Below are 25,528 nucleotides of genomic sequence, written 5' to 3'. Positions count from 1 at the left end.
CGGGGCTGTTGGGGATGCGCGACGGGGGCTGATAGGTCAGGATCTCCCGCACCAGCCCGACCGGGGCGGCGAAGACCTCCTCGCCCAGGCCGAAGCTGACGTACTGGCCGGCGAAGGCGCCGCTCACGGGGCTGTCGGCCGAGGCCTTTCTTTCCGCTTGGCCGGACATCAGGCGCTCTCCCGGAAGTCCATGTCCTCGGCGTCAGCGCCGCCGACCGTCATGTCCAGGGCGAAACCCTGGGCTCGGGCCTGCTGGGCGTGGACCGGGGATTTTGCCGAAGCCGGGGCCGACGTCGATCGGGCCGCGGAGCTGAGCACGGTGACCCTGGCGCCCGTCGCACGGTGGCGCGGCGAGGCTGAGGCGCGCGGCGCCGAACGCCCTTCGCCCGAGGCGTCGGTGCGGAAGAAGGCGATGGAGGTCTGAAGCTCTTCGGCCTGGGCCGCCAGTTCTTCGGAGGTCGCCGACATCTCTTCCGAGGCCCCGGCGTTCTGCTGGGTCACCTTGTCCAGCTGCTGGACCGCCTCATTGATCTGGTTGGCGCCGATGTCCTGTTCACGACAGGCGGCGGAGATTTCCGAGACCAGTTCGGCGGTCTTGCGGATGTCCGGCACCAGACGCTGCAGCATGTCGCCGGCTTCCTGAGCGGCCTTGACCGTGTCGCATGAGACGGTGCCGATTTCAGCGGCGGCCGTCTGGCTGCGTTCGGCCAGTTTACGCACTTCCGAAGCCACCACCGCGAAGCCCTTGCCGTGCTCCCCGGCGCGGGCGGCCTCGACCGCCGCGTTCAGGGCCAGCAGATCGGTCTGACGCGCGATCTCCTGCACGATGCCGATCTTGTCGGCGATGGTGCGCATGGCGTCCACGGCGCGGTTGACCGCCTCGCCGCTGGCCTCAGCGTCCTTGGCCGACTGGCGCGAGATCTTCTCGGTCTGGGCGGCGTTGTCGGCGTTCTGTTTGATGTTGGCGGCCATCTGCTCCATCGAAGAGGAGACCTGTTCCGCCGCCGCCGCCTGTTCTGTGGCGCCCTGGCTCATCTGTTCGGACGTCGAAGACAGTTCCTGGCTGCCGGACGACACATTGTCGGCGGCCGACAGGGCGTCGGACACCACGCCGCGCAGCCGTTCGATCATGGTGTTCAGATTGCCCAGCATGTCGCCGATCTCATCGCGGGTGGTGACGGCGAGCGTCCTGGTCAGATCCCCCTCGGCCACGGCGCGGACCGCCTCATTGGCGCGATGCAGACCCCGCTTGATGATGAAGGACACCAGGGTGCAGCCGCCCAGGGCCACCAGAACCGCCGCCACGGCGGTGATGATCAGGCCGGTTCGGGCGTTTTCGAAGACGGTTGTGGTGGCCGCCTCGGCCTCCTTCATCTTCTCCCTGTCGATTTCAACGATGCGGTGGGTGGACTTCTCCAGTTCGGCCGCCAAGGTCCGGGCCTCGTTCAGCATCAGGGCGCCGGCGCCGGCCTTGTCGTTCGCCAGGGCCAGACGATGAACCTCGTTGCTGATCAGCTTGTACTGGGCCCAGGTGTCGGCCAGCTTGGTCCAGTCGCCCTTGGCCTCGGGCGAGGCGGCGGCGAGGGCCTGGTTCAGCTGATCTTCAAGGCGTCCTGCAGCCTGTTTCGCCTCTTCCGAAAAGGTCCGGACCTGTGCGGGGTCGGTCGCCAGCACCATGCCGCGTTCGCGCCGCACCACGCCGCCGAACTCGGCGTCCACACTCTGGGCGCGGCTCAGCTGCGCCGCCGGCCCCTCGATCAGTTCGGTGATGGATTGGTTTAACGTCCCCAGTCGGCTGATCGACAGGGCGACGATGCCGACGAGGGCCAGGATCAACAGGCCGAAGGTTACGGCCAGCTTGGCCTTTATGGTGAAACGCATGATCTCTCTCCGCAATGGCCGGTTAGGGGTGGGCGAGGGACGCGACCGGCCATGGGGCGTCCTGAAAATTGAAGAAGGGGCGAAGTGCGGTCAGGTCAGACCTCGCCGGGGGCGCGCAACGCCCCCTCTTGGTCGAAATAGTAGCAGTCATCTCAGTCCCCTTCCGCAGCCTTAGCCACACAACCAGAAGCATCATTAGCTTGCATGGTTAAACCGGCTTCAACCCTGGGTTAGGGGGTTGTACTTAGCGCAGCAACTATACTGAAAACCGCGCAAAGAGGCTGGGCCGCGCCCTGATCGTGCAAGGCTAACCATGCAGCCCTGAGTGTTCGCCATAGACCCAGGTAGCGGACGGACGGCCTTCGGCGGCGCCGACCGCCTCGCTCCTAGAGCCTGATCCGTTGAGGAGGAACCGCTACGCGGTTCCGCTGAAACGGTGAATCAGGCTCCAGATTAAAGCGAGAGCATGATTCACGCTTCTGTCGGAACCGCGAAGCGGTTCCGTCCGAAACGATCATGCTCTTGCCGAGCGAAAGATACCGTCGGACCAAAGACCGCAAACGTCAATAAGTCTGCGTCTGATTCTCATCAGTAATCCGATCATCGACCAAGGTCGTAATCCATTGCACAGAGACGCAAGGCATCTATTCTCAATGGTGACCAGGACTCGACCATCGAGAAGCGGGCCGGCGTCGAAGGAGGAGGAAAGCTGTTGGAAGATTCGCTGGCGAGCAGCGTCTTTGTCGGCGCGCCGATGGCGATCGTGGCCGTCGATCGGACCGGCCGTGTCCGCAACCATAATCCGGCGGCTCAACAGCTGTTCGGCGCCGTTTTGGACGATCCGTCCCTGAGCATCGACGCCCTGTTTGAAGGCTTTAATCTGGACGACGTCGCCACCCCCGAGGCGGCCCAGGCCTTCAATGGCCGCCGCGATCCGTCGGGCCAGGCCCCCATCTGGCAAGCGCGTCGCGCCGACGGCGAAGACGCCTTCGTCGAGATCCAGGCCACCCGCTTCACCCACAAGACCTGCGACTGCGCCACCCTGTTCATTCAGGACGTGTCCGCCCGGGTCGCCGCCGAGACCGCCGTCCAGGATCTGCGGCTTCAGATCATGTACAATTGGCGGCTGAACTCGCTGGGCGAAGTGGCCTCGATGGCGGCCCATGATCTGAGCCAACCCCTGTCCGCCGCCGCGAACTTTCTGGAGGCGGCCCGGCGGATGGCTGAGGCCCGGCCGGAGGCTGCGGACGACCTCCCTCAGGCGCTGATCGCCGCCAAGGGCCAGATCGACCGGGCGACAGCCATCATTCGCCGCCTGCGCCAGATGATGCGTCACGAATCCGGTCCTCGGGTTCGGGAAAATGTGTCGGAGGTGGTCAAGGAAATCCTGCCGATCCTCAGGATGCACGCAGGGGGGACGAGGGCGGACATACAGGTGCGGCTGGACCCGGCGGATACGGCCTGGTGCGACCGCGTGCAGATTCAGCAGGTCCTGATCAATCTGATCCGCAATGCGCTCGACGCCCCGGAGAACGGCAAGCGCCGCCGCATTGAGATTGCGGGCGGCCCGGTCGACGGCGGCTACCAGCTGTCGGTCGCCGACAACGGCCCCGGCGTCGCCCCTGACATGGCCGGCAAATTGTTCGAGCCCCTGGCCAGCAGCAAGCCCGGCGGCATGGGCCTGGGTTTGTCGATCTGCCGCACCCTGGTGGAGGCCCACGGCGGAACCCTGGCCCTGACGCCCAGCCCCTTGGGTGGGGCGGCCTTCGCCTTCAACCTGGCCGACGAGACCTTGACCGAAGCGCCCCGCCCCGCCGAATCGAACCGGAGCGATGACTTGCTCCTGCTGGCGCGCGCCTCCAGCGGCGGCGCTGCGGTGGTCAGCCGGGCGCCGATCGGCCCGGGCGCCGTGTTTTCACGCCTGAATTAGAACCGCCCGAAACGGCAAGCGGCTCGCCTCGGTTGCGCCTCAGCCGACGAAATGGGCGTGGAAGCCAGCCGGTCCCAACACCCACAGGTCGTAGCGTCCGCCGTCGGCCGACAGGTCCCAGGCGCCCGTCAACCGTCCGCCCGCCCCCACCGTGTAGCGCCGGGGCAGCCGATCCAGGTGCAACCGGTCATAGACATGGAAGACCGCGGCCAGATCCCCCTGCGACACGAAGGTGAGTTCCGCGCGCGCCGCCGCCGCATCGACGTCGCAATGGGCCTGAAGCCGATAGCGATGCGGGCGCATGGGCCTCTGGCCCGGCTCCTGCACCGGGCGCGCCGGCCGGACCGGAGCGGTCGGCGACGGCTGTTCGGGAATGGCGGCCGCCCGCGCCCGGACCTCTGCGGTCTCGGGCAGGCGATCGACGAAAGGCGTCTGGTTCGGCGTGGCGAAGTCGAAGGCGGTCGTCAGGTCGCTGCACACCGCCCGTCGCCAGGGCGAGATGTTGGGCTCCATCACCCCGAAGCGACGCTCCAGGAACCGGATCACCGAGGTGTGGTCGGCCACCTCCGAATGGACGAAGCCGCCGCGCGACCAGGGCGACAGCACATACATGGGCACCCGCGGCCCCAGGCCGTAGGGCCGCCCCCGGAACTGGGCCTCGTCGCCATCGGCGCCGGGCGCCGGCAGGCGGTGGTATTCCCCCTCGGTCGAGACGGTGGAGGCGCCGGCGAAACCGCCGGGCGCATCGGCGTCGGGCGACGGCGGGGCGGGCGGCGGGACGTGGTCGAAGAAGCCGTCGTTCTCATCGAAATTGATGAACAGCACCGTCCGCGCCCAGACGGCGGGATCGGCGGTCAGGGCGTCGATGACGCGAGACATATAGTCCGCCCCCTGGGCCGGGCTGGACGGGCCGGGATGTTCGGACCCCTCGGCCGTGCCGATGATCCACGACACCTGCGGCAGCCGACCGGCCAGGACGTCGGCCTTCAGCTGATCCAGATCGCGGGTGGACAGGGCCCGTTCCTTCAGCGCCGGGTCCGAACCCGGCTCGCCACGCCAGGCGCGGCGATAGGCCATGAAGTTCTGGACCGGGTTGTCGCCGAAATTGTCGGCCAGATTCTGATAGTGGCGCCAGTCGATCCCCGCCGCCTGAAGCCGCTCGGCATAGGTGGTCCAGTCATAGCGGGGCTGGTCGGCGTCGGGCTTGTTCAGATCGTCGTCGACATTGTCGATGACCGGGCCGCCGGCGCGGCCGTGCGGGTCGTTCGTCCCGCTGAACAGGAACAGGCGGTTGGTGTTGGTCCCCGTCTGCACCGAGCAGTGATAGGCGTCGCACAGGGTGAAGGCCTCGGCCATGGCGTATTGGAACGGGATGTCCTCACGCCGATAGTAGCCCAGGGCGCGCTGGGTCTTGGCCTCGGGCCAATGGGCCATCCGCCCCTGGTCCCACGCCGCCTGGGCGTCGGGCCAGTGGTGGGGCGTCCCCTCCATCCGCATCAGGTCGAAGTCGGCGGTCGTCGCCAGGTGGAAGGGACCGACCTCGGCCGGGGGCTGGACCGTGCGGTCCACCTGGGTCCAGACGTCGCGCGGGGCGCCGTCGGCGCCGGGTGCGACGGGAATGGGATGGGGATCGCCAAAGCCCCGCACCCCGGCCAGGGCGCCGAAATAGTGGTCGAAGCTGCGGTTCTCCTGCATCAGGATCACCACATGGGCCACGTCCTCGATCGTGCCCTTGCGGACGTCGGCGGGGATGGACAGGGCCCGCGCCAGAGAGGCCGGAAGCCCCGCCGCCAAGACCGCGCCCAGGCCGCCTGCAAGGCCGCCCGCCAGAAGAGATCGCCGATCGACAGACATCAGATGTTTCCGAACAAGGCCCGCGCCGATCTTATGACCGGCGCGGGCGACAGGTTTGCGACGATGAGGGCGAACGCCTCAGTGACGCCAGGTCAGGCCCAGACCCAGCATGCGCGGGGCGGTCTGATAGCCGATGGTGTAGCGTTCCGACTTGCCGCGCGTGGCCCAGTATCCGGCCTCGCCCGTCAGGTTTTCGCCATAGGCGCTGAGCACCAGCTGGTCGGTCAGCTGGAAGCGGGCGCCGAAGTCCAGCGTCGCCTGGGGCTGGATGTATTCATCCAGCGCATTGGCGCGCAGGGTGGCGATGTAGCGGCCGCGATAGCTGTAGCCCAGGTCGGCGTCGAAGCGGTCGCGCTTGTAGCTCAGGCCGACGTTGCCCAGGACCTTGGGCGCATTCGGCAGCCCCACCTCGACGCCTTCGCGCCAGGCGATGCCGGGATCGGCCTTGCTGGGCTGGTAGGTGTAGTTGGCCCAGGCCGAGAAGCCGGCGATCAGGTCGCGGCGCCCCGCAAGCTCGACGCCCCAGATGGTGGCGTCCTTGCCGTTGGCCGAGGTGGTGATCGGCACGCCGTCGGCGCCGACCATCACCTGCGACCCCGCCGACTGGTAGATGAAGTTGTCGATCTCCTTGCGGAACAGGCCGGCGGACAGGAAGCCCTGGTCGCCGGCGTACTGGACGCCCAGATCGAAGTTCAGGGCCTCGGCCGGCTTCAGATCGGGGTTGCCCTTGGAGATCGAGACGATCCGCGGGCCGTTGGACTCGATGTTGATGCCCTTGGAGATGTCCGTGAAGTTCGGACGGGCGAAGGAGGTCCAGACGGCGGCGCGGACGGTCCAGTCGGCGTTCGGGCGCCAGTCGACGTGCAGGCTGGGCAGAACCTGGGTGTAGCTGGCCTCTGTGGTGCCGGCGGCGCCGCCGAACTCGCGTTTCACCTTATTGGTGGCGGAGTCCTCGGTCGTGACCAGGGCCTCGTTGTGGATGTCGGTCCGCTCCACCCGCGCCCCGGCCGTGGCCGACCAGGCGCCCCGTTCCAGCACCGCCATGGCGTAGCCGCTGTAGCTGGTCTCGCGGCCCGAGGAGTCGTTCAGGTTCCAGGGGTATTCGTCGTCGGTCACACGCGGCGCGGCTTGCAGCACGGCTAGGACGCGGTTCATCTCAAGGATCGTGCCGAAGCGCGTCAGGCCGTGGTAGTGATCATCGTCGAAATGATCGATCGAGCCCGCGATCAGGTCGGTGTGGTTCGAAAGGGGCGAGCCGCTGGCCAGCCCCGGAATCGCGCGCGTGCCGCTGTCGACGTCCTGCTGCTGATCATAGTCCCGTTGCGACCGGCGGAAGCGGAAGCCGCCCTTGACCGTCTTCAGCACGCCCTTGTCTTCCGGCGACCAGGCCAGGTTGACGGCGGCGTAGGCCTGAGAGTCTTCGGAGATCCGGCGATACAGTTCGGCGTAGTCGAACTTCAGATTGGCCGGGTTCAGCATGGCCGACGACTGGGCCTCGCTCATGATCCAGGTCGGATGTTTGCTGTCCGAGGCGTCAAAGCCGATCGGGGTGCTGTAGATCGGCAGGCTGTCGTCGGTGACATACTCCATATACCACTGGTTCGGCGTCTCGGTCCGGCCGTAGGTGTAGGCGATGTCGTAGTCCAGCTCGAAGGCGCTGCGGACGTGGCGGCCGCCCAGGTTCAGCACGCCCAGGCGGTTGTCCTCCTGCTTCACCTCGGCGCCCATCAGGGACGAGAAGCTGTTGATGGCGCCCGTGTCGTCCTGACCGGTCTTGACGTCGATATAGTCGTGCAGCTGATCGTTCTTCCACTGGGAGTACAGGCCGCGCAGGTGAAGTTCGTCATTCGACGTCGGGCGGTATTCCAGGGTGAAGTTGCCGCCGGTGCGGTCGATGTCGTTCACGAACCGGTCCAGGCCGTGCGAGACCAGCCGCAGGGGGGTGTCTTCCGACAGGACGGTGTCGCTATCCGGCAGGAGGCCGTTCGGACGCCAGCTGGTGTTGTAGCTGATGTTCTCGTTGCGCTCGCCCGTAATGGTCCGTTCGGTATGGAAGACCACGCCGTAAAGGCCCAGGGTCCGGTCGGAATCGAGGAAGGTCGAGAAGGCGCCGGTCAGGTCGGTCGCCGTCTTGTCCGCGATGTTTTCCCGGCTGGCGCGGACCGAAAGGCTGGCCATGCCGTCGCCGAAGTCGAAGGGGCTGGGCAGGCGGAAGTCGATGGTGCCGCCGACCGCGTCGCCGTCCAGATCCGGGGTCACGCTCTTGACCACCCGCACCGTGTCCAGGCCGTCGGGCGGCAGCAGGTCCAGGGCCACGGCGCGGTTGTCGCGGCCCGAGGTCGCCAGGCGCACGCCGTTCATCGTGTAGACGTTCAGGGCGCTGTCCAGGCCGCGAATGCTGACGTAGCGCGCGTCGCCCGTGCCGCGGTCGTTGACGGTGCTGACGCCCGGCAGACGCTTCAGCGCCGCCGCCACGCTGGTGGACGGGATGGTCAGCAGTTCATCGGCGGAGATGACCTCCGAAACGATGTCGGCCTGGCGCTGCTCGGCCTCGGCGCGGCGGGTGGCGCTGCGCGAACCGGTGACGATGATGTCGGCGAGGTTGGCGGCGTCCGCCGTCCCGCCTTGCGCCGGTGCGGTCTGGGCCAAGGCGGCGGCGGGCAGGATCGCTGCGAGCGCTGCGCCGCACAGCAGGGCGCGCGCGCAAAAGCGCGTGTTTGAAAGAACCATGATGACATCCCCTGACGTTTGGACGGCGCTGAGCCGTCTTCGAACGATCTACGCCGGGCCTGTGACATCGATGTGAACTATTGTGGCATTTTGTGTTTTTGTGTGGATTTTGACGAAGGCAGGCGCCACATGTCACACGAGTTGCATGACCCAAGGCACGGCGTTGAATCAGTCCGCACGGCTCGAAGCCCTATTGTCCGCCCTGGCTGATCAGGGCGCCTGTTCGATCGCCGATCTGGCGACGGCCTTTGATGTGTCCGAGGAGACGATCCGCCGCGACATCCGACGGCTGGAGCAGGACGGGGCGGTGCGAAAGGTGCACGGCGGCGTCCGCCTGCCTGATCGCCGCGCCGAGGCGCCGTGGCGGCAGAGGCTGAACATCAACGCCGAGGCCAAGAAGCGGATCGCGGCCCACGCGGCCGAGTTGGTCGAACCAGGCATGACCCTGCTGCTGGATTCCAGCACCACCGTCTTCTGGCTGGCGCGCCGGATCGCCTCTGTGCGCGATCTGACGGTCGTGACCAACAGTCTGGAGACGGCGGGCGAGCTGGCGGCCCTGTCGGACGCCCGGATCTTCCTGGCGGGCGGGGCGGTCAACCCCGCCTATCGGGCCAGTTTCGATGCGGACGCCGCCGCCTACGCCAACCGGTTCGTGCCGGACCTGGCCTTCTTCTCCATCGTCGCCGTGGACGCCGCGCACGGCTTTCTCGATCACGAGCCCGAAGAGGCGGCCTATGCCCGGGCGGTGCTGCCCAATGCGCGCAAGGCGGTCTGTCTGACGGACGCCTCCAAATTCGGGGCGGCGGGCCGCGCCCAGGCGGCGGACTGGTCGCAGGTGGCCATGATCGTCACGGACCAGCCGCCCCCCGCCGCCGTCGCGGCTGCGGCGCGCGACGGCGGGGTCGAGGTGCGGATCGCCTGATCCGCTCCCGGCCGATCAGTTGATCGACATGACGATCCGACCCTCGATCTGGCCCCTGTGCATCCGGGCGAAGATGTCGTTGATATTGTCCAGGGGCTCCACGGCGATGATGGACTTGACCTTGCCCTGGGCGGCGAAGTCCAGCGCCTCTTGAAGGTCCAGCCGGGTGCCGACGATGGAGCCGCGCACTGTCGTGCCGTTCAGCACCATGTCGAAGATCGACAGGGGGAAGTCGCCGGGCGGCAGGCCGTTCAGGGCGACCGTCGCCCCCCGCGAAGTCATGCCCAGGGCCTGTTCGAACGCCTTGGGCGAGACGGCGGTGACCAGCACCCCTTGGGCGCCCCCGTCGGTCTGACGCTTGATCTCGGCGGCGGGGTCGTCAGACGTCTTGGCGTTGACCGTCACCGAGGCGCCCAGACGCCGCGCCAGGTCCAGCTTGGCGTCGTCGATATCGACGGCCGCGACGTTCATCCCCATGGCCTTGGCGTATTGCACCGCCAGATGGCCCAGGCCGCCGACGCCCGAGATCACCACCCAGTCGCCGGGCTTGGTCTCCGTGACCTTCAGCCCCTTATAGACGGTGACGCCGGCGCAAAGGATCGGCGCGATCTCTTCAAAGCCGATGTTATCGGGCAGATGGCCGACGAAGTTCGGGTCCGCCACCACATATTCGGCGAAGCCGCCGTTCACCGAATAGCCGGTGTTCTGCTGCTCGTGGCACAGGGTCTCCCACCCGCCGAGGCAGTGTTTGCAATGGCCGCAGGCGGAATAGAGCCAGGGCACCCCGACGCGGTCGCCCTCCTTGACGTGTTTCACGCCGGCGCCGACGCCCGAGACGTAGCCGACGCCTTCGTGGCCCGGAATGAAGGGCGGATTGGGCTTGACCGGCCAGTCGCCCTCGGCGGCGTGCAGATCGGTGTGGCAGACGCCGCTGGCGACGACCTTCACCTGGATCATGCCGGGTCCGGGGGTGGGGATCGGCGCATCCTCGATCACCAGGGGCTTGCCGAATTCGCGCACGACGGCGGCCTTCATGGTTTTGGCCATGGTTCATCCTCGATCAGAAGGGGGAACGGGCGGACCGGAAGCAGGACACCGGCCCGCCCGCCTGGGAGCCGCTCTCCGGACAGACGGATCAGAGAGCGATCGGAGGATGGCCGATCCGGAGCCGGCCATCCTTGATGCAGATCAGAAGAAGCCCAGCTTGTTCGGGCTGTAGCTGACCAGAAGGTTCTTGGTCTGCTGATAGTGATCCAGCATCATCCGGTGGTTTTCACGGCCGATGCCCGACTTCTTGTAGCCGCCGAAGGCCGCGTGGGCCGGATACTGGTGATAGCAGTTGGTCCAGACCCGCCCGGCCTGGATGGCGCGGCCGGCGCGATAGGCGGTGTTCATGTCGCGCGACCAGACCCCGGCGCCCAGGCCGTATTCGGTGTCGTTGGCGATCTCCATCGCCTCTTCGAAGGTCTTGAAGGTGGTCACGGCCAGGACGGGACCGAAGATTTCCTCCTGGAAGATCCGCATGTCGTTCGTGCCTTTGAACACCGTCGGCTTGACGTAGTAGCCGCCGGCCAGATCGTCCTGAAGCTGGGCCTGGTCGCCCCCGGTCAGGACCTGGGCGCCCTCTTCGCGGCCGATCTTCAGATAGCTCAGGATCTTCTTCAGCTGCTGGTCCGACGCCTGGGCGCCGATCATGGTCGCAGGGTCCAGCGGGTCGCCCTGGACGATGGCCTCGACCCGGGCGATCGCCTTCTCGATGAAGGCCTCATAGATGTCTTCGTGGATCAGGGCGCGGCTGGGGCAGGTGCAGACCTCGCCCTGGTTCAGGGCGAACATCGCAAAGCCTTCCAGCGCCTTGTCCAGAAAGGCGTCGTCGGCGTCCATCACGTCCTTGAAGAAGATGTTCGGCGACTTGCCGCCCAGCTCCAGCGTCACCGGAATGATGTTCCGGGTCGCATATTCCATGATCTTCTGGCCGACGGCCGTCGAGCCGGTGAAGGCGATCTTGGCGATGCGCGGATTGGTCGCCAGGGGCTCGCCCACCTCGGTGCCCGTGCCGGAGACGATGTTCAGCACGCCGGCGGGTAGGAGGTCCTGGATCAGTTCGACAACCACCAGAATCGAGGCCGGGGTCTGTTCCGCCGGCTTCATGACGATGCAGTTGCCCGCCGCCAGGGCCGGGGCGATCTTCCAGGCGGCCATCAGGATCGGGAAGTTCCACGGGATGATCTGACCGACCACGCCCAGCGGCTCATGGAAGTGATAGGCGACCGTTTCGTGGTCCAGTTCCGAGATCCCGCCTTCCTGGGCGCGGATGCAGCCGGCGAAATAGCGGAAGTGGTCGATCGCCAGCGGAATGTCGGCGGCCAGGGTCTCGCGCACCGGCTTGCCGTTGTCCCAGGTCTCGGCCTCAGCCACGGCCTGGAGGTTGGCTTCGATCCGGTCGGCGATCTTGTTCAGGATCACGGCGCGTTCGGCGACGCTGGTCTTGCCCCAGGCGTCCTTCGCCGCGTGGGCGGCGTCCAGGGCCAGCTCGACGTCGGCCGCGTCCGAGCGTGCGACCTCGCACAGGACGCGGCCGTTCACCGGGGAGGTGTTCTCGAAATACCGGCCGTTGACGGGGGCGACCCAGCGGCCGCCGATGAAGTTGTCATAGCGCGTCTTGAACTTGGGCGTCGCGGCGCGGGCGAATTCGGGCTTGGTCACGAGTGCGTCTCCTTGCGGTTTCCTCGGGCGCCGATTGTCCGGCGTCGTTTGAGGCAAACTCGGTCCGCAAGGCCCGCCGCGCCAGAAGCCCGGTTCATGATGCGGCGCAAACCTGTCGCAGATTTGCGACAGATTACAGGAGGCTGTTACTGGGCGTCGTTCAGACCCAGCCGGTGCAGCTTGCGGTGCAGGGTGGCGCGGCTGATGCCCAACAGGCGGGCGGCGGCCGAGACATTGCCTCCGCTGCGCGCCAGGGCCCGGCGCACCGCGCCCCGTTCCGCCTCCAACAGGTCCGCCTCGGCCGCGCCGGGCGTCAGAAGGTCCGAGGCCGGCAGCTGGGCGGCGATCCGTTCGTCGGTGATCGACAGGGACAGGCGCGCCGCCCGCGTCGCTCCGATGACCAGATCGTCGCGATCCACGGCCAGCAGGGCCGCCGCATTCCGTTCGCCCGCGCTTCCGGCCAGGACGATGCGGGCGTCGCAGAAGGTCTGACGGAAGGCCTGGGCCTCGATCGACCGGGCGGCGTCGGCCACGGCGGCCGAGATCAGACCCAGTATGGCCTCGGTCGCATCCGCCCGGCAGGACGAGACGTCCAGCGCCCCCGCCAGCCGGCCGAAGGGGTCGTGGATCGGATGGGTGACGCAGCTCAGGCCGGTGTTGCGGGCGTGGAAATGCTGGTCGCGGTGGATGGTGACGGGGCGGTGTTCGGCCAGGGCCGTGCCGATGCCGTTGGTGCCCTCATGCGCCTCGGACCAGACCGCGCCCGGCCACAGGCCCCAGCGATGAAAGGTCTCGTCGTCCGCCGCCGCCCCGCGCCGCTCCACCGGCACCCCTTCGGCGTTGGTCAGCAGGACGCAGCAGCCGACCCCGCCGACCGCCAGAAACAGCCGGTCCAGAACCCCTTCGGCCGCGCGGGTCATCGGCTCCATCGCCTGACGGGCGTCCTGCAGCGCCTGTTCGGAGATCGTCTCCACCGCGCCGGCCCGCGCCGGATCAAGGCCGTAGAGGGTCATGGACCGACGCCAGGAGGCCGCCAGGGCGGAGCGCGCGCCGGCGCCCTCGTCCAGCGCCTGCTGGATCAGGCTGGCGTGATCGGTCTGGGACCGCAGGCTCATGGGCGACCTCCGAAAGATCGGCAGTCCGCAGATCAGACGCCTGCAAAGCCTCCGCGTCAATCCGACCTTGGTCCCCCTCCCCGCCTCGCGGCCCGGTCAGCTTCAGGTTGGAAAGACGACATTGGGAACCGGCTGCTGATCCCCGGCCTTGTCTCCGCATCGCAGGAGACCCGAATGTCCATCATCGACAAGGCCTTGGCCGCCGTAACCCCCCAACCCGGCCAAGAGGCCCGCGCCGAAGCCACAGCCCAGGCGCGCGCGGCCGCCGCGCCCGGCGACTGGCTGTCGCTGGTTCTGGACCATCACGACGAAATCCGCGGCGCCTTCGCCCGCGGACGCCAGGTGAAATCGGCGGCCGACCGCCAGGCGGCCCTCAAGGCCCTGGCCCTGGTGCTGAACGGCCATTCGATCGCCGAGGAGCTGGTCCTCTACCCCGCCCTGGGACAGGCCGGCGAGAAGATGCACGCCGCCCACGCCTATCTGGAACAGACCACCGCCAAGGCGCAGATGGCCGAGCTGGAGAACATCGCCCCTTCCAACACCGCCTGGCTGGACAAGTGGGAGCATATCGAAGGCGCCGTCCTGACCCATATGTACGAGGAGGAGAAGGGCTGGTTCATCACCCTGAAGCAGAAGGGCGAGCACCAGGCGCGGCTGACCGACCGCTACCGCGAGGAATATGAACGCTACACCGGCGCCCCGGCGCGTCAGGCCGCCTGATCCGATGAGCGACCGCAAGCACAGCCGTGATTCGGCCGCCTCGGGTCTGGCCCAGGGCGGGCTGGGCGGGCCGGAGGATCAGCTGCTGGAGGCCGGACAGGAGGAGGTCTTCGCCCGCGAAGAGGTGGAGACGGGGCGGATCGAACACCATTCCAACACCCAGACCCCGCCCGACGCCGAGGAGATCGAACCCTCCTCTCCGAACGCCGGAAGCGACGGCGCGGCGGGCGCGGCCTGACGATGGCCGAGGGTCTGCGCGAGGCCGTGCCGGAGAATGCGGTGCATCTGTGCATCGACATGCAGCGAATGTTCGTCGAGGAGACGGCGTGGCGACTGGACTGGGCCGAGCGGGTCATGCCCCAGATCGTGCGCCTGTGCGAACGCCGGCCCGAACGGACCGCCTTCACCCGCTTCATCCCCGCCGCCCGACCGGGAGAAGGTCGCGGCGCCTGGCGCCGCTACTGGACGCGCTGGGCCTCCATGACCCTGGAGCGAATCGACCCCGGCCTGGTCGATCTGGCCCTGCCGCTTCAGCGGTTCGTCCCGCCCGGCCGGCTGATCGACAAACACGTCTATTCGCCCTGGGTCGGCTCGGACCTGGACGCGGTCCTGAGCCGCAGCGGGGTGGATACGCTGATCGTCACCGGGGGCGAGACCGACGTCTGCGTTCTGGCGACCGTCCTGGCGGCGGTCGATCTGGGCTATCGGGTCGTGATCGCCCAGGACGCGGTCTGCAGCTCGGCCGACGGGCCCCATGACGATCTCCTGCGCCTCTATCACGACCGCTTCTCGCAGCAGATCGAGACGGCGACGGTCGACGAGATCCTGGACGGCTGGCGCTGACAGGCGGACCGGTCAGGGACCGGTCCGCCCTCTTCGTCAGGCGATGCCCGCCCCGCCCGTGACGCCATAGACCTCGCCGGTGACATAGCTGGCCTCCTGGGACGCCAGAAGCACATAGACGGCGCGATCTCGACCGGCTGGCCGGGCCGGCCGTAGGCGCTCTGTTCGCCGAAATGGACCACCTTCTCCATCGGCTGGCCGCCCGAGGGCTGAAGCACGGTCCAGAAGGGGCCGGGCGCCACGGCGTTGACGCGGATTCCCTTCTCCAAAAGCTGTTTGGACAGGGCCTTGGTGTAGGCGACGATCCCCGCCTTGGTGGTCGCATAGTCCAGCAGAATGGCCGAGGGCTCATAGGCCTGGATCGAGGCGGTGGTGATCACCGCCGCCCCGGCCGGCAGGTGGGGGACCGCCGCCTGGACGATCCAGTGCAGGGCGTAGAGATTGGTCTTCATCGTCCGGTCGAAATCCTCGGTCGAGACCTCGCCGACGCTCTCGCGGTACTGCTGGCGACCGGCGTTGACCACCAGAATGTCCAGCCCGCCCAGACCCTCGACCGCCTTGGACACCAGGTCGCGGCACCAGGCCTCGTCGGTCACGTCGCCGGGCAGGCGGACGGCCTTGCGCCCTTCGGCCTCGATCAGCTGCGCCACCTCGGCGGCGTCCTTCTCTTCGGACGGCAGATAGGACAGGGCGACGTCCGCCCCTTCGCGGGCGTAGGCGATGGCGGCGGCCCGGCCGATGCCGGAATCGCCCCCGGTGATCAGGGCCTTGCGCCCAGCCAAGCGGCCCGAGCCCTTATAGCTGGTCTCCCCATGGTCCGGTTTCGGGTCCATCTCCACCGCCAGGCCCGGCGCCGGCTGGGGCTGCTCGGGGAAGGGCGGGCGGGGGTATTGGTCGCGGGGGTCCTGCATCGTCAAACGATCGGCCATGACGTCTCCTCTCGGCTGGGTCGCGTGAACAACACGAGGCTCCCGCGCCCGTTCCGATCAAAAGCCGTCACAGAGCCCAGCGCGGACAACTGACGAAGCCCGCGTAACGCCGATCTGTGGTTGCGAAACGCAAGAAGCGGATTTTTAAGGTTTTTTCGAAATAACTGCTCAGGTCGGCCTGACAGTCGTCGCAAATGAAAGCCGAGCGGACGACGCCATGACGATTCTGAGCCGCAACAACGTCGCCGTCACGGGTCACACGGGTCCGGTCCTTCTGTTCTCGCACGGCTTCGGCTGCGACCAGGGCATGTGGAGATCGGTCGCCGATCGGTTCGACGGCGTGGCCCGCATCGTCCTGTTCGACCATGTCGGGGCCGGAGCTTCGGACAGCACCTGTTTCGATCCTGAGCGCCACGCCGATCTGGGCGGCTACGCCGACGACCTGATCGAGGTGATCGAGGCGGTCGGCCTGGGTCCGGTCGTCTTCATCGGCCATTCGGTGGGCGCCAGCATCGGCGTCATCGCCGCCGTCCGACGACCCGACCTGTTCCAGTCCCTGGCCCTGGTGTGCGGTTCGCCCCGCTACACGGACGCCGAAGGCTACCGCGGCGGTTTCACCCCAGCCGACATCGCCGACCTCCTGGCTTTGATGGACAAGAACATCGCCGAATGGACGACGGCTGTCGCGCCTGCGATCCTCGGGTCGTCAGCGACCCAGGGTCAGGCCGACTGGAGCGCCAGCGTGTGCCGGGTTGATCCCGCGATCGCCCGCCATTTCGCCCGCACAACCTTCCACGCCGACGACCGCGACGCCTTTGCAGCCGTGACCCTCCCCACCCTGTTGCTGGACAGCCGCGACGACGCCTTAGCGCCGACCTTCGTCGGGGATTGGATGGAGCGCCACATCCCCCAGGCGCGCCGGGTCGTCCTGCCGACCGAGGGCCACTGTCCCCATATGACCGAACCCGATCTGGTCGAGGCGGCCCTGCGTCGCCATCTGGACCTGCCGCCGCTGGACCTGGCGGCCTAGATGCAAAGTCCGTCCGTCCTGCTGGATCTGTTGAGCCAGGCGCCGGGCGGCCTGGGCCTGGTCGATCCCCATGGTCGGTTGCTGTGGCTGAACGACTATCTGGCCGACCTGCTGGACCTGCACGCCGGAGACCAGGCCGAGGATCGCCGTCTGGTCGATCATCTGACGCCCGCCAGCCGGATCATGGTTCAGACGCGGCTTCGTCAGGAGCTGGCGATGGGCGGGCGGCTGGAGGAGCTGGCCCTGGATGTGCTCGCCTCCAACGGCGATCGGATTCCGGTCATGGTCAGCGCCGCCCAGACCCAGGGGACCGAAGGGCCGCTGATTCAACTGTGCGTCTCGCGCGCGCCCGTTCGTCGCGCCTATGAGGCGGCAGCGCCCCTGGCCGAAAAGCGCGCCGAGGCGGAACGCCAATCCGCCCGCGACGTAATCTCCGCCTTCGTGCGCCATTGCCCTGTGCCCTTGATCATGACGGATGCCGACCTGGTGGCGACCGGCGTCAGCCAGGCCTGGGAAAAGACCTACGGCCGACCGGCGCAGGACATGGTCGGACAGAGGGTGGACTCGCCGGCCAGGGCGCGCCCGGCCCAGATCGATTGGCCCAAGGTCTACGCCCGCGCCCTCGCCGGAGAGGCGATGAGCAGCGAGGGGCCCGTCCGCTCGGCCCTTGTCGACATGTGGTTCGAATGGGCGGTCATACCCTGGCGCGACGCCGAAGGGGCGATCGGCGGCCTGCTGCTGATGAATTTCGACGTCTCCGCCCTGGTCCGCGCGCGCGACGCCGCCGCCGCCGCCGACGCGGCCAAGTCGCGCTTCCTGGCCAATCTGAGCCATGAACTGCGCACGCCGCTGAACAGCGTCCTGGCGCCGCTGGAACTGCTGCGCGGACACGCCCTGCCCGAGGCGGCCCACAAGGCGCTGGAGACCGTGGCCCAGGCCGGGGCCGAGGTGACGCGCCGCATCACCACCCTGCTGGACTTCTCGCAGCTGGAAGGCGGAGGCTTCACGCCCCAGTCGTCGCCCCTGTCGGTGCGGACCCTGTGCGACGAGGTGCTGACGGAATGCGCCGACCTGATCGGCGACCGGCCGATCGTCCTGAGCGGCCCGGACGCGGGCGCCGACGTCCAGGTTTCGGCCGACGGCGACGCCCTGAAGCGCATCCTGATCCAGCTGGTCGCCAATGGGGTGAAGTTCACCGAGACCGGCGCAGTTTCTCTGGATGTCCAATACGAAGACGACGCCCTGGTCTTCACCGTCGCCGACACCGGCTGCGGTTTCGACATCGACAGTTTCGACGCCCTCGTCCGCCCCTTCCATCAGCGCGACGTCACTGCGACACGGAAACACGGCGGCATGGGTCTGGGCCTGGCTCTGGCCGAGGGCCTGGCCCGCGCCGTTGGCGGCGAACTGACCGCCCAGAGCACGATCGGCGTCGGCAGCCGCGTGACCTTGCGCGCGCCGGCGGTTCTGCTGTCGACGCCCGGGGGCAGGTCCGCCGCGACCGATGCGGAGCCCGCCGCCCTCCGCATCTTGGCCGTGGACGACAATCCCGCCAATCTGGCGGTGCTGAACGCGGTTCTGGCCGCTACGGGCGCGGAAGTCACCTGCGCCGAGAACGGGCTGGAAGCGGTCGAACTGAGCCGGACAATGGATTTCGACCTGGTGCTGATGGACGTTCAGATGCCGGTGATGGACGGTTTGACGGCGATGCGGACGATTCGGTCCGAACACCCCTGCCCGCCCCCGATGATCGTCGTCAGCGCCAACGTCTCGCGTCCCGAAGTCGCCGAGGCGCGGGCCGCCGGCGCCGCAGAGGTGCTGGGCAAGCCCGTCGGCGCCGCCGTGCTGTTGCAGACCGTCGGCGCCGTGCTTCAGGCGGCGGCGGAACAGGCGTCCCAGGCCGCCTGAACGGCTACTCCCCCCGCTCGGCCTTCAGCAGGAAATAGGGCAGCAGGCCGGCGACCACCTGGCGGCTGGCCTCCTCGTCCTGATCCAGCATGTCGCGCAGCGGCGGGCCGATCAGGGCCTCGCCGAAGGCGCTGAGGGCGATGAACAGAACCGCCGAGGACAGCTGTTTGGGCGAGGCGGTCAGGGGATCGCCCAGCTTGTCGCGGATGGCCTCGACCAGACCGTTCACAGCCGCCCGGACCGGCTCCAGATGGGTCAGGTCGCCCTTCAGCACGATCCAGGCGGCCAGCTTGCCCGCCCCGCCTTCCGCAAAGGCGTCGAAGACGGCGTTGATCAGCTCCAGCGGCGCCCCTTCGTCGGTGCGCAGCCTGGCGATGGCGGCGTCCAGGGCGTTCGACAGATCCGCCACCATCGACCCCATCAGGGCCGATTGAAGCCCCTCGGCCGAGCCGAAATGGTGGATCAGATTGGCGTGGGTCATGCCCAGGTCGTCGGCGACGGCCTTCAGGGTGACGGAGTCCGGCCCCCCGGCCAGCAAGCGCGCACGGGCGCAAGCCAGGACCTCCAGGCGGGCTTCTTCAGGGGTGCGACGACGGCGACGGACGCGCTCTATTGACATTGTTGTTAGTTACATCCATGTAGATAGCACTGGTTAAGCTCAGCGCCCGGAGAGAGCAAGTGACGGCTGAACTGATGATGGACGACGCCCTGGTCGATGCGCGGCCCCGCGCTGACGGCATGGGGCGCCCCCGGCGGATCGAGATCGGCCGGGCTTTTCGCGCCCTGCGCCGCCTGATCGCGAACAAGGAAGACACCACCCAGGTGTTCGAGATCATGAACGCCCTGGCTGGGAACTCGGTGCGGCGCGGCTATATGCGGATGCTGGAGACGCCCGAGGGCGCGCGCCAGGCCTTCAAGATGGTCGAGCTGGCGGACCGGCTGCACGACCGGCCCTGGCTGGAATCCATGCCCGCCGGATCGGTGGGCCGCGCCTATCTGGACTTCATCGACGAGCGCAATCTGTCGGCCTACGGCCTGGCGAACGAGAGCCGCAAGGTGGCCGACAGCGAAATAGAGGCGGCCCATCCCTACGCCTGGTACGCCCGGCGCCTGCGCGACATCCATGACCTGTGGCACATCCTGGCCGGCTATCGCACGGACGCCCTGGGCGAGGCCTGCGTGGTCGCCCTGTCCCTGCCTCAGACGGGCAGCAAGGGTTTCGGCCTGATCGCCATCGGCGCCGCCGTCGAAATGACCAAGGCCCGCACCGGCTATCCCTGCGCCCCCGCCGTCTTCGAGGCGTGGCGCCGGGGGCGGAAGGCGGCCTGGCTGCCGGCCCTGGACTATGAGGCCCTGATGTCTGAGCCGCTGGATCAGGCGCGCGCGCGGCTGGGCCTGGGAGGGCCGACCCTCTACGACCGCATCCCGGTCGAGGTCCGCAACCGCCTGCTGGTCCGGGGCTGATGCGTCGCCCGACCTGGCCCGCCGCCCTGACCCTGGCCGGCGGGGTCCTGACTGGAGTGGTGATGGCCGCCGCTCCGGCCTCGGCCCAGGACAGTCCGCTGCTTGGACGGTGGCGCACCGCCGCCCAGGGCGGGGTGGTCGAAATCCACCGCTGCGGCGCCGCCCTGTGCGGCCGAGTGGTGGACGCCGCCCCCCTGCGTCGGAACCCCGATCAGACCGATGTGCGCAACCGCGACCCGGACTTGCGGAGCCGGCCGCTCAGGGGGCTGCGCGTTCTGGACGGTTTCACCGGCGGCCCCACGACCTGGTCTGGCGGCCCCCTCTATGACCCGGACAGCGGCCAGCGCGCCTCTCGCGGAACCCTGACCCTGATGGAGGGCGGCCGATTGGCGGTGCGCGGCTGTATCGCCCCCCTTCTGTGCCGCACCCAGACCTGGACCCGGCTGCCTTAGATCAGCCCGCCATGGCCCGTCCCGCCGCCCGTCCGGTGAACAGGCAGCCGCCCAGGAAGGTGCCCTCCAGGGCGTTGTAACCGTGGGCGCCCCCGCCGCCGAACCCCGCCGCCTCGCCCGCCGCATAGAGACCCTCCAGCACCGTTCCGTCGGCCCGCAACACCCGGCTGTCCAGATCCGTCTGCACCCCGCCCAGGCTCTTGCGCGTCAGAACGCTCAGCTTGACCCCGATCAGGGGGCCGGCCGCCGGGTCCAGCAGACGGTGCGGTTTCGCCACCCGCGCCAGCCGGTCGCCCAGATAGCGGCGGGCGTTGTGGACCCCCTGGACCTGCAGATCCTTGGCGAAGGGGTTGGCCATCTGGGCGTCGCGCGCCTCCACCACCCGCCGCACCGCCTCGGCCTTCAGCAGGGGCGTCGGCGTCAGGGCGTTCATGCCCGCCACCAGGGTCTCCAGATCCCGGGCCACCACGAAGTCCGCCCCCCTGGCCTTGAAGGCCTCGACCTCGGGCGAGGCGCCCTTGCCCAGCCGCGTCTTCAGCACCCGCAGCCAGTCGCCCGAGGTGATGTCGCCGTTCTGCTCCGACCCTGAAAGGGCGAACTCCTTTTCGATGATCGACTGGGTCAGGATGAACCAGGAATGGTCGTGCTCAGCCAGGTCCGGCGTGGTGCGCAGATAGCGCAGGGTGGACAGGGTGTCATAGCCCGGCAGGGCGGGGAAAGGCAGTCGCCGCCCCAGGGCGTCCAGCCACAGGGACGAGGGGCCGGGCAGGATGCGGATGCCGTGTCCGGGCCAGATCGGGTTCCAGTTCCGCAGCCCCTCGACATAGTGCCACATCCGGTCCCGGTTCACGAGGCGGGCGCCCGCCGCCTCGGCGATGTCCAACCCCCGTCCGTCGACATAGGCGGGCACGCCCGTGACCATCGTCCGCGGCGGCCGTCCCAGCCGTTTGGGCCAGAAGCGGCGCACCTTGTCGTGGTTCCCGCCGATGCCGCCGGTGGCGATCAGGACCGACGGCGCCCGCAGGGTGAAATCGCCCACGACCTCGCGGCTGGAGGCCGCGCCCCGCGGAGCCTCGCTGGGCGCCAGGCGGACGCCCGCCACGCCGGTCACGCGGCCGGCCTCGACGATCAGCTGATCCACCCGACTGCGGAAGTGAAAGGTCAGCCGCCCCTGGGTCTGGGCCTCCAGGGCGCGGGCGGCGAAAGGACCGCTGACGCCCGTCCCCGTGCCCCAGGGCACATGAAAACGCGGGACGGAGTTGCCGTGCCCCTGGGCCCGGCCGTCGCCCCGTTCGGCCCAGCCGACCATGGGGGTGAGGCGGATTCCATGGCGGCGCAGCCAGTCGCGCTTTTCGCCGGCGGCGAACTCGACATAGGCCCGGCCCCAGCGGGCGGCCCATTCGTCCTCGGCCAGGGCGCCGTCCAGCCGGTCCCAGCCGGCGCTGCCGCGCCAGTCGGACCAGGCCAGGTCGAAACTGTCGCGCACCCCCAGACGCCGCTGTTCGGGGCTGTCCACCAGAAACAGGCCGCCGAAGGACCAGAAGGCCTGACCGCCCAGATTGGCGGCGTTCTCCTGATCCACCACCGCCACCCTGCGCCCGGCCTGGACCAGTTCATTGGCGGCGACCAGGCCGGCCAGGCCCGCCCCGACGACTATGGCGTCACAGTCCATTTCGTCCCTCCTGATCCGCGCCCTCAGCCCTCGCGAAAGTCTGAAATCGCACCGTCTGCGGATGGCCGTCAACCGACATCATTGTCAATAGGTATTGACATGAGAGTGAGTAGTGCGAAGCTGGCGACAACCGCCGGTGGCCCCGCCCCGTCGAGCGGAAACATCAGGCGGGAGGAAACGCACATCAGGACGCCGTCTCAGCCCGGCGTGCTCAGGGAGGATCACATGGTTTCAGCCGTCCGCACTCGCGCGCGCCTTGCGCTCTCGGTCTCCGCCACAGCCCTGCTGATGGCCGGGGCGCCCGCCCTGGCCCAGACGACGCCGCCCGCAGCTCCAGCGCCGCAGGCCGGTCAGTCGCCGCAGGCCGCGCCCGCCGTGGTGGACGACATCATCGTGACCGCCCAGAAGCGCGAACAGTCCGTTCAGGACGTGCCCATCGCCGTCTCGGCCCTGTCGGCCGAGGCCCTGGAATCGCGCCAGATCGAGGGGGGATCGGAACTGCTGCGCGCCGTGCCGAACGTGTCCTTCTCCAAGTCCAACTTCAGCATGTACAACTTCTCGATCCGAGGGATCGGGACCAAGGCGGTGTCCGCCTCCAGCGACCCGGCCGTGGCCGTCAGCTTCAACAACACTCCCCTGATCCGCAACCGCCTGTTCGAGCAGGAGTATCTGGACGTCGCCCGGGTAGAGGTGCTGCGCGGGCCGCAGGGTACGCTTTACGGCCGCAACGCCACCGGCGGGGTCGTCAACATGTTCCCCGAACTGCCCAAGTTCCGGTCGGAGGGCTTCGCGGCCGGGGAACTGGGCAACTATGACAGCCGGCGCGGCCAGGCCATGCTCAACGTCCCCTTCGGCGATACGTTCGCCGTGCGCGGCGCCTTCGGCTTCACCCAGCGCGACGGCTTCGACTACAACAGCTTCAACGACACCCATGTGAACGACCGCGACCTGTTCACCACCCGTCTGTCGGCCCGGTGGGAGCCGACGGCGCGGTTCCGCGCCAATGCGATCTGGGAGCATTTCGAGGAAGACGACCACCGCTCCCGCACCGGCAAACAGCTGTGCACCACCGATCCGGGTCCGACCCAGGTCGGATCGGCGACGATCACCACCCCTTACAATCAAGATCAGTTGAGCCAGGGCTGTCTGCCGGGTTCACTGTATTCCGACGCCGCCTATGGGGCGCCCAACGGTGGTTCCTTCGGGCCGATCCGGCTGCTGTCCGGTTTCTTCAGCCTGGGCGGCTTCGACGCAAACGGCGCCAGCGTCTATCCGATCCCACAGGGCTTCGACCCCTATGAGGGCGTCGTGCAGTCGCGAGACCTGCGTGAGATCGCCACCAACTACGATCCCGTCTTCCGGGCCGAGAACGACGTCGTCCAGGTCAATCTCGAATTCGACCTGACCGACACCCTGACCCTGTTCTCACAGACCGCCTACGCCAAGGACGACTATTATGCGTCGCAGGACTATGCGCGCTACGTCTCCAACCCCGCCTTCTCGGACAGCAGCCAGGTGTTCGATTTCTTCGGCGACCTGATTCCGTCGCCGGCCGCGCCCGGCGGCGTCTACACCGATCCGCAACTGGGGCCGTCAAACCGGATCCTGTCGGCCGACATCAGCCAGTCCGACAATCGACAATGGTATCAGGAGTTCCGCCTTCAGTCCGACATGGCGGGCGATTTCAACTTCAGCCTCGGCGCCAACTATTTGGACTTCAAGTCGCAGGACGATTACTACGTTTTCAACAACACCTTCTCCTACCTCGCCGAATATTTCTACAACTTCGAGCTGGGTCCGGACGGAAGTTCGCAAACCGTACCCTGCGATGACGATCGCGTGTTCGAATGCGTCTATGTCGACCCCAATCCGCTGAGCGAAATCAACGGCGAAGGTCACAACTATTTCCGCAGCAAGAACGTCGTCCACACCCGCTCCTGGGCCGTCTTCGGCGAAGGCTATTGGGACCTGACGCCGGAACTGCGGCTGACGACCGGCCTGCGCTATACCGAGGACCGCAAGGACACGACACCCTATCCCAGCCAGCTGCTGCTGGGCGCGCCGCTCGGCGGCGGGTCCGGTCCGGGGTCGGGCGGATTCGTGCGTCGGGGCTATTACGCCCTGCCGGACATCGAACAGAAGTGGGAGGCGGTCACCGGCCGGATCGTGCTGGATTGGACACCCGATCTGTCCTTCACCGACGACACCCTAGTCTACGCCTCCTTCTCCCGCGGCTATAAGGGGGGCGGCACCAATCCGCCTCGCCTGGAGCTGGACCCCAAGGTCGTCCAGTACCAGCCCCTGGCCAGCACCTTTGATCCCGAATACGTCAACGCCTTCGAAATCGGCGCCAAGAATACGCTGATGGACGGGGCGCTGCGGCTGAATGCGACCGGTTTCTACTATGATTACAAGGACTATCAGGTTTCCCAGATCGTCGATCGCATCTCATTGAATGAGAATTTCGACGCTGAAATCTGGGGTCTGGAGCTTGAAGCGGTCTACCGGCCGACGCCCAGTTTCCAGATCGACGGCAATCTCGGCTATCTGAAGTCCCGCATCGCCGACGGCGAGCGGTCCATCAACGTCATGGACCGCACCCAAGGCGACCCCGACTGGATCACCATCCGTCCCTGGATCCAGGTGCCGTCGAACTGCATCGCCCCGCGCGCCTATGCTGAAACCATCCTCAACAGCGCTTTCGGACCCGATGCGGCCAATCTGGCGCTGAGCGCCCTGTGCGCCGGCTCGTCGCGGTTCGGCACCTTCAACCCCAACTTCAACTCCATCCTTCCCTTCTGGGCGCTCTACGGCTTCACCTATGATCCCTTGACCGAGGCGCCGAACGGCGGACGGGGTTTCGAGGCCGACCTGGGCGGCAACGAACTGCCCAACTCGCCCAACTGGACCGCCAACATCGGGGCCCAGTACAGCTGGTTCCTGGGCGATTGGGACCTGACGCTGCGCGGCGACTATTATCGCCAGGGCGAGAGCTTCTTCCGCGTCTACAACACCGAATACGACCGGCTGGAGGGCTGGGACAATCTGAACCTGTCGGTGTCCCTGACCAATGAGGCGCGGGGCCTGAAGCTCCAGGCCTATGTCAAGAACGTCTTCGACGATGCGCCCATCGTCGACGCCTTCACCAACTCGGACGACACCGGGCTGACGACCAATGTCTTCACCCTGGACCCGCGGCTGTTCGCCGTGCGGCTGACCAAGTCGTTCTGAGGCTGACGTCAGGCCGGTCTTCCCGGCCACCCTGTAAGGCCGTCCCCGACGTCAAGAGACGCCGACAGGACGGCCTTATGTCGTTTTATATCACTGAAAAATATACGTATTTCTCCTTGACTCCGACCTACCTTCCGCGTT

General features: G+C 67.7%; 20 protein-coding genes. 10 read left to right on the top strand and 10 right to left on the bottom strand.

Features of this window, described 5'->3' with window-relative positions; translation table 11 throughout:
* Positions 1–169, bottom strand: a 169-nt coding sequence (locus GGQ93_RS14810) for a chemotaxis protein CheW (protein ID WP_183218033.1), incomplete at its 3' end; no start/stop codon positions are given.
* Positions 169–1,881, bottom strand: coding sequence for a methyl-accepting chemotaxis protein (locus tag GGQ93_RS14805; RefSeq protein ID WP_183218031.1), 1,713 nt, complete (start codon positions 1,879–1,881; stop codon positions 169–171). The genes GGQ93_RS14805 and GGQ93_RS14810, both read right to left, overlap by 1 nt.
* Positions 1,882–2,593: 712 nt before the next feature.
* On the opposite strand from GGQ93_RS14805, the gene GGQ93_RS14800 reads away from it, so the two are divergent.
* Entirely contained in the window at positions 2,594–3,811 is a 1,218-nt protein-coding gene (locus GGQ93_RS14800; protein ID WP_224764376.1) for a sensor histidine kinase, read from the top strand.
* A gap of 39 nt (positions 3,812–3,850) precedes the next feature.
* Here the strand turns inward: GGQ93_RS14800 and GGQ93_RS14795 are convergent, their stop codons facing one another.
* A complete protein-coding gene (locus GGQ93_RS14795; protein WP_442853664.1) occupies positions 3,851–5,668 on the bottom strand; it encodes a phosphocholine-specific phospholipase C in 1,818 nt (605 codons plus the stop codon).
* 75 nt (positions 5,669–5,743) lie between these two features.
* Positions 5,744–8,395, bottom strand: coding sequence for a TonB-dependent receptor (locus GGQ93_RS14790; RefSeq protein WP_183218029.1), 2,652 nt, complete (start codon positions 8,393–8,395; stop codon positions 5,744–5,746).
* 145 nt (positions 8,396–8,540) lie between these two features.
* On the opposite strand from GGQ93_RS14790, the gene GGQ93_RS14785 reads away from it, so the two are divergent.
* A complete protein-coding gene (locus tag GGQ93_RS14785) occupies positions 8,541–9,317 on the top strand; it encodes a DeoR/GlpR family DNA-binding transcription regulator (RefSeq protein WP_183218027.1) in 777 nt (258 codons plus the stop codon).
* 15 nt (positions 9,318–9,332) lie between these two features.
* On the opposite strand, the gene adhP is transcribed toward GGQ93_RS14785, so the two are convergent.
* The 3 genes from adhP to GGQ93_RS14770 all read right to left on the bottom strand — a co-directional run bounded on the left by adhP (position 9,333) and on the right by GGQ93_RS14770 (position 13,138).
* On the bottom strand, positions 9,333–10,364 hold the full coding sequence (gene adhP, locus GGQ93_RS14780) for an alcohol dehydrogenase AdhP (protein WP_183218024.1): 1,032 nt from the start codon (positions 10,362–10,364) through the stop codon (positions 9,333–9,335).
* A gap of 141 nt (positions 10,365–10,505) precedes the next feature.
* Positions 10,506–12,023: an acetaldehyde dehydrogenase ExaC gene (gene exaC, locus GGQ93_RS14775; RefSeq protein ID WP_183218022.1), complete on the bottom strand. Its 1,518-nt coding sequence runs from the start codon at positions 12,021–12,023 to the stop codon at positions 10,506–10,508.
* 146 nt (positions 12,024–12,169) lie between these two features.
* A complete protein-coding gene (locus GGQ93_RS14770) occupies positions 12,170–13,138 on the bottom strand; it encodes a GAF domain-containing protein (protein WP_183218020.1) in 969 nt (322 codons plus the stop codon).
* 174 nt (positions 13,139–13,312) lie between these two features.
* Here GGQ93_RS14770 and GGQ93_RS14765 point away from each other — a divergent pair, with 174 nt between their 5' ends.
* Genes GGQ93_RS14765 through GGQ93_RS14755 form a run of 3 tightly spaced genes read left to right on the top strand, consistent with a single transcriptional unit; the run spans position 13,313 to position 14,701 of the window.
* Complete coding sequence (locus tag GGQ93_RS14765; protein ID WP_183218018.1) at positions 13,313–13,858, top strand: hemerythrin domain-containing protein; 546 nt, start codon at positions 13,313–13,315, stop codon at positions 13,856–13,858.
* 4 nt (positions 13,859–13,862) lie between these two features.
* Positions 13,863–14,096 carry a hypothetical protein gene (locus GGQ93_RS14760; protein WP_183218016.1) on the top strand — a complete coding sequence of 78 codons (234 nt, stop codon included), beginning with the start codon at positions 13,863–13,865 and terminating at the stop codon, positions 14,094–14,096.
* A gap of 2 nt (positions 14,097–14,098) precedes the next feature.
* Positions 14,099–14,701, top strand: coding sequence for a cysteine hydrolase family protein (locus tag GGQ93_RS14755; RefSeq protein WP_054764823.1), 603 nt, complete (start codon positions 14,099–14,101; stop codon positions 14,699–14,701).
* Here GGQ93_RS14755 and GGQ93_RS14750 read toward each other — a convergent pair.
* The gene (locus GGQ93_RS14750; RefSeq protein ID WP_311734616.1) at positions 14,635–15,630 is read right to left on the bottom strand and encodes an SDR family oxidoreductase; all 996 of its coding nucleotides are present in this window, start codon (positions 15,628–15,630) and stop codon (positions 14,635–14,637) included. The genes GGQ93_RS14755 and GGQ93_RS14750 overlap by 67 nt on opposite strands.
* A 217-nt stretch (positions 15,631–15,847) precedes the next feature.
* Between GGQ93_RS14750 and GGQ93_RS14745 the strand changes: the two genes are divergently transcribed.
* Positions 15,848–16,660 (top strand): alpha/beta fold hydrolase, encoded by an 813-nt coding sequence (locus GGQ93_RS14745; protein ID WP_183218014.1) that lies wholly within the window; start codon positions 15,848–15,850, stop codon positions 16,658–16,660.
* Positions 16,661–18,568, top strand: a complete 1,908-nt coding sequence (locus tag GGQ93_RS14740) for a PAS domain-containing sensor histidine kinase (RefSeq protein WP_183218012.1) — start codon at positions 16,661–16,663, stop codon at positions 18,566–18,568.
* Positions 18,569–18,572: 4 nt separating this feature from the next.
* Here the strand turns inward: GGQ93_RS14740 and GGQ93_RS14735 are convergent, their stop codons facing one another.
* A complete protein-coding gene (locus tag GGQ93_RS14735; RefSeq protein WP_183218010.1) occupies positions 18,573–19,187 on the bottom strand; it encodes a TetR/AcrR family transcriptional regulator in 615 nt (204 codons plus the stop codon).
* A 59-nt stretch (positions 19,188–19,246) separates the two neighbouring features.
* Between GGQ93_RS14735 and GGQ93_RS14730 the strand changes: the two genes are divergently transcribed.
* Both GGQ93_RS14730 and GGQ93_RS14725 read left to right on the top strand, forming a co-directional pair.
* On the top strand, positions 19,247–20,032 hold the full coding sequence (locus GGQ93_RS14730; RefSeq protein WP_311734615.1) for a Coq4 family protein: 786 nt from the start codon (positions 19,247–19,249) through the stop codon (positions 20,030–20,032).
* The gene (locus tag GGQ93_RS14725; RefSeq protein WP_183218006.1) at positions 20,032–20,484 is read left to right on the top strand and encodes a DUF2147 domain-containing protein; all 453 of its coding nucleotides are present in this window, start codon (positions 20,032–20,034) and stop codon (positions 20,482–20,484) included. The genes GGQ93_RS14730 and GGQ93_RS14725 overlap by 1 nt, the downstream gene beginning before the upstream one ends.
* A gap of 1 nt (position 20,485) precedes the next feature.
* Here GGQ93_RS14725 and GGQ93_RS14720 read toward each other — a convergent pair whose 3' ends face one another.
* Complete coding sequence (locus GGQ93_RS14720; protein ID WP_183218004.1) at positions 20,486–22,156, bottom strand: FAD-binding dehydrogenase; 1,671 nt, start codon at positions 22,154–22,156, stop codon at positions 20,486–20,488.
* A 225-nt stretch (positions 22,157–22,381) separates the two neighbouring features.
* Between GGQ93_RS14720 and GGQ93_RS14715 the strand changes: the two genes are divergently transcribed.
* Positions 22,382–25,387 carry a TonB-dependent receptor gene (locus GGQ93_RS14715; RefSeq protein ID WP_183218002.1) on the top strand — a complete coding sequence of 1,002 codons (3,006 nt, stop codon included), beginning with the start codon at positions 22,382–22,384 and terminating at the stop codon, positions 25,385–25,387.
* Positions 25,388–25,528 lie beyond the last annotated feature (141 nt).

The organism is Brevundimonas aurantiaca (genome assembly GCF_014199955.1).
GTDB classification, from domain to species: Bacteria; Pseudomonadota; Alphaproteobacteria; order Caulobacterales; family Caulobacteraceae; genus Brevundimonas; species Brevundimonas aurantiaca.
This window is presented reverse-complemented; position numbering and strand designations above follow the sequence as displayed.

Coding starts and splice junctions, on each gene's coding strand:
- GGQ93_RS14760 (WP_183218016.1), top strand. CDS start 13,863: ATGAGCGACCGCAAGCACAGCCGTGATTCGGCCGCCTCGGGTCTGGCC.
- GGQ93_RS14755 (WP_054764823.1), top strand. CDS start 14,099: ATGGCCGAGGGTCTGCGCGAGGCCGTGCCGGAGAATGCGGTGCATCTG.
- GGQ93_RS14750 (WP_311734616.1), bottom strand. CDS start 15,630: ATGGCCGATCGTTTGACGATGCAGGACCCCCGCGACCAATACCCCCGC.
- GGQ93_RS14790 (WP_183218029.1), bottom strand. CDS start 8,395: ATGGTTCTTTCAAACACGCGCTTTTGCGCGCGCGCCCTGCTGTGCGGC.
- GGQ93_RS14740 (WP_183218012.1), top strand. CDS start 16,661: ATGCAAAGTCCGTCCGTCCTGCTGGATCTGTTGAGCCAGGCGCCGGGC.
- GGQ93_RS14805 (WP_183218031.1), bottom strand. CDS start 1,881: ATGCGTTTCACCATAAAGGCCAAGCTGGCCGTAACCTTCGGCCTGTTG.
- GGQ93_RS14785 (WP_183218027.1), top strand. CDS start 8,541: ATGACCCAAGGCACGGCGTTGAATCAGTCCGCACGGCTCGAAGCCCTA.
- GGQ93_RS14725 (WP_183218006.1), top strand. CDS start 20,032: ATGCGTCGCCCGACCTGGCCCGCCGCCCTGACCCTGGCCGGCGGGGTC.
- adhP (WP_183218024.1), bottom strand. CDS start 10,364: ATGGCCAAAACCATGAAGGCCGCCGTCGTGCGCGAATTCGGCAAGCCC.
- GGQ93_RS14770 (WP_183218020.1), bottom strand. CDS start 13,138: ATGAGCCTGCGGTCCCAGACCGATCACGCCAGCCTGATCCAGCAGGCG.
- GGQ93_RS14720 (WP_183218004.1), bottom strand. CDS start 22,156: ATGGACTGTGACGCCATAGTCGTCGGGGCGGGCCTGGCCGGCCTGGTC.
- GGQ93_RS14715 (WP_183218002.1), top strand. CDS start 22,382: ATGGTTTCAGCCGTCCGCACTCGCGCGCGCCTTGCGCTCTCGGTCTCC.
- GGQ93_RS14765 (WP_183218018.1), top strand. CDS start 13,313: ATGTCCATCATCGACAAGGCCTTGGCCGCCGTAACCCCCCAACCCGGC.
- GGQ93_RS14735 (WP_183218010.1), bottom strand. CDS start 19,187: ATGTCAATAGAGCGCGTCCGTCGCCGTCGTCGCACCCCTGAAGAAGCC.
- GGQ93_RS14745 (WP_183218014.1), top strand. CDS start 15,848: ATGACGATTCTGAGCCGCAACAACGTCGCCGTCACGGGTCACACGGGT.